This window comes from Wandonia sp. (assembly GCF_984588085.1).
On record NZ_CFIGVI010000001.1, the window covers coordinates 244,194 to 256,114 of the forward strand.

Below are 11,921 nucleotides of genomic sequence, written 5' to 3' on the forward strand. Positions count from 1 at the left end.
AAAAGAGATAGACATATTACATACCCAGATGTTTAGGTATTCATCCTGATTCCAGGGAGAAATACCTCCATCTGTAGAAGACTTAACGCTCTCAGTGACTGACATATCTCCGAGAAAGGAATTAAAACTTCCAAAACTGGTAGTTGACGTTTGTGTACGGGTTATACCATTAGTCGGGTTTCCGTCGGGATCATACTGAGCTAATTGAAAGTGAATATCTGCTGAGCCGACAACCGGGTTAAAGACCGGGCGTACATTGCCAGCGTCGTCATTCTGCCGGTTAAAGTCTTTATTGAGATTAGCAATCTGATTAAAAATCACTGAATCGTGCAGATTTTGTTCAGGGGTGTTGTAAACGATATGCACGACTACGGGAATCGTATAAGAATTCTTTTGTTGTCCGTTTACAACGGCACGTTCTTTTGCATAATCAAAAGCTGAGTTTACGATGGATCTGTATCCGGGAGTTAATTCTTCCTGATACGATATGGCATGGTCTGAAGCACAATGAATATAATGAGGAGTTTGTGCAAAGGATACTCCGGTAACTAATCCAACCGTCAAGAGGGATGTAATTTTTTTTAGCATGGGGTAAATTTTTGTAGTAATAACAACGAATTTACAAACATATCAGGCTATTTGGGTCTTGAGAGAAGAAAAAGTGATCGAAATTATATGAGCGGTTAAAAAAGGTTGTTAGCGGTGATTGTGTTAAGAAAAAGAACATATAGGGGGTAAATTTGTGTGAAATTGCATGTGGAAAAAATTAAACTTGTTACCTTAGTCGCAATGATAAAAAATGAACAAATTTGCTTTCATGAAAACAATTCTAGTTATAGGTGCGGGCTTGTCATCTTCATCTTTAATACGCTATTTTTTACAAAATGCTGAACGAGAAAATTGGGAGATAAGAGTAGTCGATCAGGACAAAGAACTGGTGAAAAGAAAACTGGGAAGTCATCCGCGTGGAGTAGCTTTGGCTTTTAATGCATTGGATCCTGTAGAAAGAAGACCGGAAATCGAAAAAGCTGATCTGGTTATAAGTATGTTACCGGCTCGTTTCCACATTGACGTGGCACGGGATTGTATAGAGCTACGTACAAATCTGATTACTCCATCTTATGTTTCTCCGGAAATGAAAGCATTGCATGAGGAAGCAGAAAAAGCAGGAATAATTATCCTGAATGAAATAGGTGTAGATCCGGGAATTGATCATATGAGTGCCAAAAAGGTAATTGATACGATCGAGTCGAAAGGGGGGAAACTAACGATTTTTGAATCTTTTACGGGAGGTTTGGTTGCGCCTGAATCAGATGATAATCCATGGAACTATAAATTTACCTGGAACCCAAGAAACGTTGTCCTGGCAGGTCAGGGAGGTGCAGCTAAGTTTATACAGGAAGGAAAATATAAATACATTCCCTATACAAAACTTTTCCGCCGGACAGAGATCATAGAATTGGATGAGTTAGGAAAATTTGAAGGATACGCAAATCGGGACTCTTTGAGTTACAGATCCGTTTACAAACTGGATGATATTCCAACGATTTTCAGAGGGACCTTGCGAAGAAAAGGGTTTTGCAGAGCCTGGGATGTATTCGTTCAACTGGGAGCTACGGATGATTCATACGTAATTGAAGGAAGTGAAAAGATGACATATCGTGAGTTTATTAACTCTTTTCTTCCATACAATGAAAATGATTCGGTTGAGTTGAAATTGCGTCACTATCTGAAGATTGACCTCGATGATACGCTCTGGGACAAACTGGTTTGGCTGGATATTTTCTCAAGTGATAAAATTGTCGGGATTAAGAGTGCAACCCCGGCACAGGCACTTCAAAAGATTCTGGAAGAAAAATGGGGATTGAAGGAAGATGATAAAGATATGATTGTCATGTATCATAAATTTGTCTACATCCTTGAGGGAGAACACAGAGAAGTCGTTTCCTATATGGCGAATATCGGTGAGGATCGAACGTATACAGCTATGAGTAATACTGTTGGTTTACCTGCTGCTATTTGCGGGAGAATGATTTTAAACGGTACGATTGCATTGAAAGGCGTACAAATCCCGATTTATCCTGAAATATACAATCCGGTTTTGCAAGAGCTGGAGGAGTATGGGGTTGCTTTTACCGAGAAGGAGATCGTTCCACCTCGACTTTATAGTCAGGATATGCAGCCATGGTCGTAAAATAATAGGGTATGAAAAGTGATTTGTTTTTAGGAGGTCAGTGGATTTCTTCAACGGAAAAGATGAAGGTGCTAAACCCGTTTGACGAAACAGTGATTACAACTATTTCTTTAGCAGGTGAAGAACATATTGAGCGGGCTATTGCTCTTGCAATACAAGCGAAAAAAGCATACACCTCTCTTTCGACCGGAGACATCAGTGTCATCCTAATGCAGATCACACAGGAATTAGAAGCCAGAGCAGAAGAGTTTGCGAACCTGATTGTTCTGGAATCCGGCAAACCATATAGATATGCTAGTGGAGAAGTACAGCGAGGTATAGAAACTTTTCGTGTGGCAGCCGAGGAATGTAAGCGTATTCCGGGGGAGATTCTGGCATTGGACTGGACAGAGCAGGGAAGAGGAAAGAAAGGAAGAGTTGAGTATAAGAGTGCGGGAATTATAGCGGGAATAAGTCCGTTTAATTTCCCCCTGAATCTAGTTGCTCATAAGATTGCACCGGCAATTGCCACAGGTTCTCCGATCCTATTGAAACCATCTTCATCTACTCCTTTAACGGCATTATTGCTTGCAGATATAATTGCTCATACGAACCTTCCGGAAGGGGCGTTGTCGGTTTTACCCTGTTCACGAGTAACAGGACAAAAACTGGTAGAAGATACCAGAATAAACGTACTTTCATTTACAGGATCCCCGGATGTGGGATGGAAAATGAAATCACAGGCAGGAAAAAAGAAAGTAGTTCTGGAATTGGGAGGAAATGCTGCTGCAATTGTACATAAGGATGCAGATATAGCTGCCACAGTTCAGAAATTGATTGTGGGTGGTTATGCCTATAGCGGACAAGTGTGTATTCATACACAACGCATTTTTATTCATAAAGATAAGTATGCAGAATTTCGTGAGTTGTATTGTCAGGAAGTAGAAAAGTTACGGGTAGGTGATCCTTCTGATAAGGATACGCGCTATAGTGTTATGATTGATGAAAAGAATGCACGTCGTGTGGAGAACTGGTTAAAGGAGGCTGAGGAATCCGGAGCGAAAATTATTTGTGGAGGAGAGAGAAAAGGAGCTTTAATTGCACCTGCTTTATTGGAAAGTGCTGCTAAGGGGATGAAAGTCTGGGACGAGGAAGTTTTTGGTCCGGTAGTATGCCTGGATACTTATTCGACCCTTGATGAGGTAATAAAAAAGGTGAATGACAGTCGTTTCGGGTTACAGGCTTCCGTTTTTTCAAGGGATCATGAGGTGTTGGAAACTTGTTATGAATGCCTCGAAGTTGGTGGAATGATTGTAAATGAATCAACTACTTTCCGGGTGGATCAGATGCCGTACGGAGGGGTGAAAGATTCAGGTTTCGGGAGAGAAGGAGTTAAATACGCAATGATGGACTATCTGGAGCCTAAATTGATGGTTTTTTGATCGTAATTAGCGAATCAGAGTAAAATGTCCGCGGACGATCTCGTTAAGATTTGTATGTGCTTTTTTGAAGAAAATCTGGTATACATAAACTCCGTCTCCGGCAGGTTTTCCGTTGTGTGTTCCATCCCATCCTTGTTTGGGATTATCAGTAGTGAAAATACGATTGCCCCATCGGGTATAGATATCAAAGCGGTATTCCAGCACATCCCGTACCTCAGGCAGGAAGACATCATTTAATCCATTGCCATCCGGAGTGAAAGCATTAGGTACGTATAAAGTCGTATAAGGAATCACATAAATCCTGCGAATCATAGTGTCTTTGCAACCAAAAGAATTGGTTACAATTTGCATCGGATAGTGAGTGCCTCCATCTAAGTAGGCCCAATCCGTATTCCGCTCGGATGTCGAATCCTGGGGTGTGAAGTAGTACCAGTGTTCAATCCCGTCAATAGATTCATCAGACAGCGTTACCCAGGGTTCAAATGCAGATACAGTATCTGCGGAAAGAGAAAAATTTGCTGTAGGGCTTGGTTTGACATCAATCGCATTTTCAATCGTCATGGAAAGATCCGCCTGACAGCCATCGTCAACAACTATACTGAGAGTAACATCATATACACCTGGATTCGGATAAACATGTGTAGGGTTTTCTTCATTGGACATCGTCCCGTCTCCAAAATCCCATACGTAAATTATTTCTGTATCGGACTGTGAATTATTGTAGAAACGGGCAAGATAAGGAGCACACATTAAGCCGGTATCAAGATCAAAATCAATAGTTGGTATTTTGAACACGAGTATGGAGTCTGTATAAACTGATTGACAAACTCCATTATTTCCAGACAAGGTGACTGTGTGATAACCACTGGCGTTGAAAACAATATTCTGAGGGTTTAAGTCCTGTGATTGCGCAGTGGTTGCTTCATTTCCGAAATCCCAGATTATACTGGTTGTTGCCGGGTTAAATTGTCCGTCAGCCTGAAATGAAAAATTGTTGTTTTCGATGCATTGAGGTGGGGGAGTAGTATATTGTACATAGAACTCTTCATACACTCTGAATATCTGTTTGCTGGTGTCAGTACAGGGCCAACCACGATTAACAATTAAGGTAACTTCATAGTCTCCGGCAGAGGGGAAAGTATAGGTTGGAGTAACTAAATTACTAGTGTCAGCGTCTGTTCCTGATACTCCGAAATCCCAAAAGTAAGTGTCGCCGTTGAATGAATCATTTTCAAACGTAATGGTCAGGCCTTCACAGTAGGAGGTGAATCCTTCCATTTCTTCCTGAGGCGTAATTTCTGATGTTAGCTGGATCTGACAATTAATAACCCTGAAAAGAAAATCCCGGGTTGTAGTTCCGATCAATGTTCCGTTCCTGTATTCTTTGACACAGACACCAACCGCAAAAAGTCCCGTAAGATTAGGGGCGGCACTTAATACACCGGTAGTTGGATCTATTGTGACAGAAGAACCCGGGCCTAATGGAACGACGGCCGAAAACCCAGTCTCCCAAGGTACCAATGAATAAGGAGGAGTATCAGCCGGATTAGGAAGGGGATCAAAAGTAGTTCCTCCATTGTAGGGGGCGCATAACTCGTATACAAGTTGGTCTCCATCCGGATCTGTAGCGCTATGGTCGAATACTAGGGGATCATTGTTGCAAAGCATCAAAGGAGGAAAATCACTAAATCGTGGAGAACTGTTACAGTCCGTAATACCCGCAGGAGGAATCGTAGCAAGTAATGTCAGACCAACATCATCAGCATTTAGTAGGTTTTGAACGGCAGGTCCCCTACAGCAACGTTGGTAGGCGAGTTTATATCCGCTTGCTGAAGGAGCCAGTGTGATAACTTTGGTGTAGATAGCTTCCTGAACACAAATGTTGTTTGGAGGTGTAACGCATGGATTGTTAAACGTAACCGGGATCGTAGTGTTTCCCGGATAAGGAACATCCTCTACACGCACAAATTGATTATTACCGGTGAAAATAGTTACCGGCAACGGAGAGTCAAAATCAGCTCCTGACGAAAAGCAGTCGCGGTAAATCTTTAAAGTGATTCTGTACTGATTGTTTCCCAGACAGTCGTAATACATCTCTCCTCCAACAATATGCGACGCATAACCTGAAAAAGAGGTCAGGAAAATAAGGGATAACAGAAAACACGAAATTCGCATACTGCTAAGTTAATAGAATTGAGTGAATTGAGGAATGCTTTTGAAAGTATTCCGGGAGTAAGACGTTTGAAATGATAAAAAGTTCGTTCGTGCTTATCCCACGCGAAAGTAATTGGTATTTTTGCGGGAACTGGATTTAGTAAAAGGATTTGTTATGAAAATACCTGTTTCTCGTTCGTTTGTCCGCCTTAGTTGGATTACATTAGTTTTTATTTATCTGGTTGTTATAGCCGGAAGTTTTGTTCGGATAACCGGAAGTGGAATGGGGTGTCCGGATTGGCCAAAGTGTTTCGGACAGTGGGTGCCCCCAACGGACGCAAAAATATTACCGGAAAATTACCAGGATATTTATTCGGAGAAGCGGAAAAATAAAGTTGAGAAATTCATGAAAATGTTATCGGCAGTTGGTCTTGAAGGAGAGGCGAAAAAACTGGGGGATAACATGGAGTCTATTTTGATAGAGGAAGAATTTAATGCCCGAAAGACCTGGACGGAATACGCTAATCGTTTGTTCGGTTTTGTAGCCGGAAACCTCATTTTGCTTTCTTTCCTCTGGATTTTGTTCAAATACAGAAAACGAAGACTCGTTTTCGTGTCAACATTGAATCTGATTATACTCGTGTTTCAGGCATGGTTTGGATCCATTGTTGTGGCAACCAATCTTGTTCCATGGACGATTACGGTTCATATGCTACTGGCACTGGTGATTATCGGACTGCAATTGTATATTATCAGGATGGTTTCTCCTGTTCAACAAAAAGATCTGGCTGTTTCAAAAACGATTTACTGGTTGATGTTCATCATTTTTACGGTGACCTTTGCCCAGATGTTTTTGGGGACTCAGGTGAGAGAAGAAATTGATTTTTTACGAAAAGCAGGAGTGGAAAGAGAAGATTGGAGTTCCTATTTTTCTATTCCGTTCTTTATTCACCGTAGTTTTTCATGGTTAGTGTTGGTGTTGATCGCAGGCGTGTATTGGTTCAAGAGAAAGGACAAAGAGTTACGAATTATACACTGGTCGTTTTATATACTTGTGGTAGAATTGGTGTCCGGAATTTTGCTTGGACATTTCAATATGCCGGGTCTGATTCAGACTGCACACTTGTTATTTGCCAGTGTGTTGTTTGGGGTGTTGTTAATGGCAATGTTCAGGATGAAAAGTAAAAATCACGCAAGTGAAATTTAAAAAATGATAATAACTGATAAATTTTATCGAAATTTGTGTGAGCGCAGAGAAAATAAAGGCGTGGAATGAAGAAATAAATGAAGACAAAGTACAGAGATTTAATAGAGCAAACCTTTGATTTTCCTCAGAATGAGTTTAAGTTGAAGGAAGGAAACCTTACCTTTCACGGGATTGACCTGATGAACCTGATCAAAGAATATGGTACACCACTTAAATTTCATTATTTACCTCAAATAAGTAATAATATTCAACGTGCCAAAAGCTGGTTCAGAGAAGCAATGAGCAACCTGGGGTATTCAGGAAATTACTATTATAGTTACTGTACAAAGAGCTCTCATTTTTCATTTGTTCTGGATGAAGCATTGAAAAACGATATACATATTGAAACTTCTTCTGCTTTTGACATAGATATCGTTCAAAACTTAAAGAATAAAGGGAAGTTAGGTCCCAACAACTACGTGTTGTGTAATGGATTCAAATTGCCCAAATACATTCAGAATATTGCTAACCTTATTGATCAGGAAGATATAAAAGTGATTCCTATCGTTGATAACTTCAGAGAGGTAAGTGAATTACTGGAAGCTACAGACAAGAACGTATCAATCGGAATCCGGATTGCTTCGGAAGAAGAGCCTAAATTTGAGTTTTATACCTCTCGTTTGGGGATTCGATACCGTGATATTCTTCCTTTTTTCAATACGCTTATTAAAGATAATCCCCGTGTAGATGTAAAGATGTTACACTTTTTCATCAATACAGGAATTACGGACACGGCGTATTACTGGAATGAATTAACAAAATGTCTTCGCGTATATTGTGAGTTGAAAAAGGTGTGCCCTACACTTGATTCGCTCAACATAGGAGGAGGGTTCCCGATAAAGAAATCGTTGGCTTTTGATTATGATTATTTCTATATGGTACAGGAAATCCTGCAACAGGTAAAGCATGTTTGTGAGGAGGAGAATATTCCTGAGCCACATATTTTTACGGAATTTGGTTCTTTCACGGTAGGAGAGAGTGCGGGAGCAATTTTCAAAGTACTGTACCAAAAACATCAGAATGATCGTGAGAAATGGAATCTGATCGATAGTTCTTTCATGACAAATCTTCCGGATACATGGGCGATTAATCAGCGTTTTATAATGCTTCCCGTGAACAAGTGGGAAGAAAAATACGAACGAGTTTTGTTAGGAGGACTTACCTGTGATAGTGATGATTATTACAATTCAGAACAACATTCAAACGCTATCTATTTACCCCAGTTCGATCCGAACTCACCACTTTACATTGGCTTCTTTAATACGGGAGCATATCAGGAAACAATTGGAGGTTTCGGAGGACTGAAACACTGCCTGATTCCTGAACCCAGGCATATTCTCATTTCAAGAAATGAGAATGGTCAGTTGGTAACCAAGGTGTTTTCTGAAGAGCAAAGTGCTTCTGACTTTATGAACTTATTGGGGTATTATAAGTGATTTTAATCTAGTAAAACCGGAAAAGTGTAAAAAAAAGGAAGGTTATCCCTGTTCATTCGGTTTAAAATCCTATTTTTGCACCCCGATTTTCGAGACTTTCATAGTGAGGTCTTGAAATAAATTGTGAGCCAAAATGACCACGAAAAAAATAGTCTTTGTTGCCAATACTCCATTTACGGAGGTGATGCAGGCCTGGAGTTCAGATAATGGTCTTGAGTTCGAATTACACGACTCGAAGACAGATATGCTTGAACTTGCAGAAGGTTTGGCAATTTTTCATGAGAACCACAACTTTTCCAAGGAAACGGAAGAGCTGCGCGATTTGTTTGATAAGAGTAATAAGCCTGTTCATAAAGTAGATATTAATGGAACGTTGGTAGCAACAACCTCTAATTTGCTGTTATGGATGGAGCGTGAAAGGTTAACCAGTTTACTCGTTCTTGGAAATCCGGAACTTGCTGTTAATGAAAATCTGAAGCGTTTTCTGGACAAGTTAGTGGCGACAGATAATTAACCACGCTTTTCAGGGTTTCCCCTCCTTTTTTACAGGAATTGTCAGCTTACTTTTGTTACTATAAGCTATTTATAGTAACAAAATGATAAGTATGAAAAGAAAAGTACTCCTTTTAGCAGCGCTAGGAACGCTTGTGCAGGGATGGTTGTGGGGACAACTTCCTGTTGCATCGGATAAAATTTCCCTTATTCCAACTCATCTTAGAAGTGAATACGCAGCACATGAGGGTATTATACCCCGGTATAATCTGAACAAGAATAATAGTTACGATACACCTTATTCTCTGGAGAAATATGCAGTTAGTGCAGGAGGAGTAGAAACGTTGGCAAACAATTATGTCTTAACGTATTTTCCAGGAGGTCAGTTGAGAACGCTTACTATGCAGGATGGAGCCTACCAAAACCTTAGTCGTAAAATATATAATTATGATGGCTATGGTAACGTAAGCTCAATCATTCACCAAAACTGGGATGTTGTGAATAATTTTTGGGCATACGGTTACCGGACAATTAATACATACACTCCGGAGGGATATTACAGTAGCTCACTTCAGGAAATCTATAATGCAGGAGAGTGGGAGTATGATGGAGAAGTACGTATGGAGTACGAGAGAGATGCCGAAAATCGTTTTACCAGTTTGAGAGGTTTTGAGAGTGAGGACGGAGAGTATTGGGAGGAGATATATGTTTTTAATTATGCCTATGGAGAAACGCCTGATCCGATAGTAATAGATATTTCCGTTTGGAATAATAACCTGTTATCTTATGAAGGTTTTCAGCGAATGGAGATTTCTGAATGGGGACCATCTGAATTTCGCCCGGATTATTACTTTGTAGGTTTGGATGGCGTGCAGAAGATAACAGATGGAATCATCGGCAAGAGAAGTGAGCTTGACCAGTACTATCCTGCTGATTTCATTCTTTATGGAGATTATCAGATGGAATCGGGAGCGTATACACAACAACATTCAGTTACCAGTGATTACGATGGAGAAGGGAATCGGACGGAAATAATTTTCGAGGTATGGAATGGAAGTGATTACGAACCGATAGAACGTTATGTTCAACATTTTGATGATTGTTATGGCTTTGAAGGTGGTTTAGAATACGAATATATTGCCCCTTCCGGATGGCAATTGGACGGTGGTCAGTTTTTTGATGGTGAAAAGACACCTTATAATGAATCTTGCTTTGTTTCTGCCTATGATGTATATAGTGACCATTCTGTTGCTGATCCTGCAGGAATCAGAAAGAGACGTTGGGTAATTACACAGGCTCCAAATCTTTCAATAAGTGAGGAAGAAGACAAGAATGCATTACAGGTTTATCCCAATCCGGCAGAAAACACTGTTACGCTAAACCGGAAGAATGAAGAATCTGCTGTTGTAAAGGTCGTGGGGATAGATGGTCGGGTTTATATTGAATCTGAAATAAATACATCAAATGTGAGTCTTGATGTGAGTCATTTGCCAGCAGGCATATATACTTTATTACTTGAAACGGCAGGTGATATCCTGATGCATAAACTGGTGAAGAAGTAAAGGGTTAGTGCACAAAAAAGGGAGCTATAAACAAGATAGCTCCCTTTTTGTATTCTCTTTTTTCAACTTAAAAATCCAAAACTTCCACTTCAAAAAGAAGAGTAGCATACGGTGGGATAATAGATTGTCCTCTGGAGCCGTATCCAAGAAAGTAAGGAATGATAAGAGTTGCTCTTCCGCCTTTTCCAATCAACGGAATACCTTCATCCCAACCTTTGATTACTTTTCCTTTTCCTACAGGAAAGGAGAACGGTTGATCGCGGTCTTTTGAGGAGTCAAACTTTTTTCCATTGAGAAATGTACCTGTGTAATGCACCTTTACCATTTGCCCTTTTTGTGGCTTCTCTTCACTTCCCGGTTCATGAATAACAAGCATCAATCCTGATTCGGTTTGAGTTGCCTTAGGGAAATCTTTTATAGTTTGCTCTTTGAAGTACGTTTTGTACTCCTCAACACTCATGTTTTTTACTTTTTCCATTTCTGCAAGTTCTTTTGCTACCTGTTCAGCTTTTTCCTGGTAAAGTTGCTGAAAAACTTTTGAAGCCTTGAATTTTTTAGCGGATTTTCCTTTTCGGATAATAGATATACGAACAATACTATCATTTTGCTCAATACTGTCGACTACATCTTGTCCTTGTAACACATGACCAAATACGCTATGCTTTCCATCCAGCCAGGGGGTTTCTTTGTGTGTAATGAAAAACTGGCTCCCATTTGTATTAGGTCCGCTGTTCGCCATAGAGAGGACTCCTGCTTTGTCGTGTTTCAGATCATCCTGGAATTCATCAAAAAATTTATATCCGGGACCTCCCATTCCATTTCCCTTAGGGTCTCCTCCCTGAATCATAAAGTTAGCGATTACCCGGTGAAACTTTAGCCCGTCGTAAAATGGAGCTTTGTAATAAACCGAGTCAAATGGTTGGAATTTACCTTCGGATAACCCGATGAAGTTGGCTACTGTAAGGGGTGTTTTTTCGTGTTCAAGCACCACGAGAATATTCCCCTTAGAGGTCTGGATGTTGGCATACATACCGGGTTCCAGATTCTTTTTATTGATTTTTTGAGCAAATCCACATGTGATCGCGCCAAAAATAAATAGACCAGCAATTATCTTTTTCATACCTGTTGTTCAATTTTTGCCTAAAGTTATTCATTTTGTCTTACAAAGAAGATGCCGAAGACGTATTGACAGACTGATCTCTTGAAAAAGAGATGTAAACTGATAAAAATCATTGCTTTATGAGGTGTAATTTCTTATCTTTAAAGGTGCTGATATGAAATATAGAGATAGTGTACAGTTGTCGGATTGGAGTGTATCAAAGTGTTGTTTTGTCACACGAAACCAGAAGAGGATATTACACTACGACTACTAATTTCCTTATGAAAACAAGGGAAGGTGAATGCAAGCCGACTTCA

Annotated in this window: 9 protein-coding genes; 6 read left to right on the plus strand and 3 right to left on the minus strand. The window is 40.1% G+C overall.

The window, feature by feature from the left end; all coding sequences use genetic code 11:
• Window positions 1–588 (minus strand): zinc metalloprotease (locus tag AC4PL9_RS01115; protein ID WP_491602954.1); only part of this gene is annotated, 588 nt, incomplete at its 3' end.
• Window positions 589–817: 229 nt separating this feature from the next.
• On the opposite strand from AC4PL9_RS01115, the gene AC4PL9_RS01120 reads away from it, so the two are divergent.
• Together AC4PL9_RS01120 and AC4PL9_RS01125 are read left to right on the plus strand one after the other, a co-directional pair.
• Window positions 818–2,194: a saccharopine dehydrogenase family protein gene (locus AC4PL9_RS01120; protein WP_491602955.1), complete on the plus strand. Its 1,377-nt coding sequence runs from the start codon at window positions 818–820 to the stop codon at window positions 2,192–2,194.
• Window positions 2,195–2,205: 11 nt separating this feature from the next.
• Window positions 2,206–3,615 (plus strand): aldehyde dehydrogenase family protein, encoded by a 1,410-nt coding sequence (locus AC4PL9_RS01125; protein ID WP_491602956.1) that lies wholly within the window; start codon window positions 2,206–2,208, stop codon window positions 3,613–3,615.
• Between the two features lie 6 nt (window positions 3,616–3,621).
• On the opposite strand, the gene AC4PL9_RS01130 is transcribed toward AC4PL9_RS01125, so the two are convergent.
• On the minus strand, window positions 3,622–5,790 hold the full coding sequence (locus AC4PL9_RS01130) for a PKD domain-containing protein (RefSeq protein WP_491602957.1): 2,169 nt from the start codon (window positions 5,788–5,790) through the stop codon (window positions 3,622–3,624).
• A 154-nt stretch (window positions 5,791–5,944) separates the two neighbouring features.
• Between AC4PL9_RS01130 and AC4PL9_RS01135 the strand changes: the two genes are divergently transcribed.
• The 4 genes from AC4PL9_RS01135 (at window position 5,945) to AC4PL9_RS01150 (ending at window position 10,505) form a co-directional block, all read left to right on the plus strand.
• A complete protein-coding gene (locus AC4PL9_RS01135) occupies window positions 5,945–6,976 on the plus strand; it encodes a COX15/CtaA family protein (protein WP_491602958.1) in 1,032 nt (343 codons plus the stop codon).
• Window positions 6,977–7,053: 77 nt separating this feature from the next.
• Window positions 7,054–8,451, plus strand: coding sequence for a type III PLP-dependent enzyme domain-containing protein (locus AC4PL9_RS01140; RefSeq protein WP_491602959.1), 1,398 nt, complete (start codon window positions 7,054–7,056; stop codon window positions 8,449–8,451).
• A gap of 133 nt (window positions 8,452–8,584) precedes the next feature.
• Complete coding sequence (locus tag AC4PL9_RS01145; RefSeq protein ID WP_491602960.1) at window positions 8,585–8,965, plus strand: hypothetical protein; 381 nt, start codon at window positions 8,585–8,587, stop codon at window positions 8,963–8,965.
• 91 nt (window positions 8,966–9,056) lie between these two features.
• Window positions 9,057–10,505: a T9SS type A sorting domain-containing protein gene (locus AC4PL9_RS01150; protein WP_491602961.1), complete on the plus strand. Its 1,449-nt coding sequence runs from the start codon at window positions 9,057–9,059 to the stop codon at window positions 10,503–10,505.
• Window positions 10,506–10,572: 67 nt separating this feature from the next.
• Here AC4PL9_RS01150 and AC4PL9_RS01155 read toward each other — a convergent pair whose 3' ends face one another.
• Window positions 10,573–11,625, minus strand: a complete 1,053-nt coding sequence (locus AC4PL9_RS01155) for a peptidylprolyl isomerase (protein WP_491602962.1) — start codon at window positions 11,623–11,625, stop codon at window positions 10,573–10,575.
• Window positions 11,626–11,921 lie beyond the last annotated feature (296 nt).

What these genes read in the sequence shown, in the direction of transcription:
- AC4PL9_RS01145 (WP_491602960.1), top strand. Translation starts at nt 8,585, where the DNA reads ATGACCACGAAAAAAATAGTCTTTGTTGCCAATACTCCATTTACGGAG.
- AC4PL9_RS01150 (WP_491602961.1), top strand. Translation starts at nt 9,057, where the DNA reads ATGAAAAGAAAAGTACTCCTTTTAGCAGCGCTAGGAACGCTTGTGCAG.
- AC4PL9_RS01120 (WP_491602955.1), top strand. Translation starts at nt 818, where the DNA reads ATGAAAACAATTCTAGTTATAGGTGCGGGCTTGTCATCTTCATCTTTA.
- AC4PL9_RS01140 (WP_491602959.1), top strand. Translation starts at nt 7,054, where the DNA reads ATGAAGACAAAGTACAGAGATTTAATAGAGCAAACCTTTGATTTTCCT.
- AC4PL9_RS01130 (WP_491602957.1), bottom strand. Translation starts at nt 5,790, where the DNA reads ATGCGAATTTCGTGTTTTCTGTTATCCCTTATTTTCCTGACCTCTTTT.
- AC4PL9_RS01135 (WP_491602958.1), top strand. Translation starts at nt 5,945, where the DNA reads ATGAAAATACCTGTTTCTCGTTCGTTTGTCCGCCTTAGTTGGATTACA.
- AC4PL9_RS01125 (WP_491602956.1), top strand. Translation starts at nt 2,206, where the DNA reads ATGAAAAGTGATTTGTTTTTAGGAGGTCAGTGGATTTCTTCAACGGAA.
- AC4PL9_RS01155 (WP_491602962.1), bottom strand. Translation starts at nt 11,625, where the DNA reads ATGAAAAAGATAATTGCTGGTCTATTTATTTTTGGCGCGATCACATGT.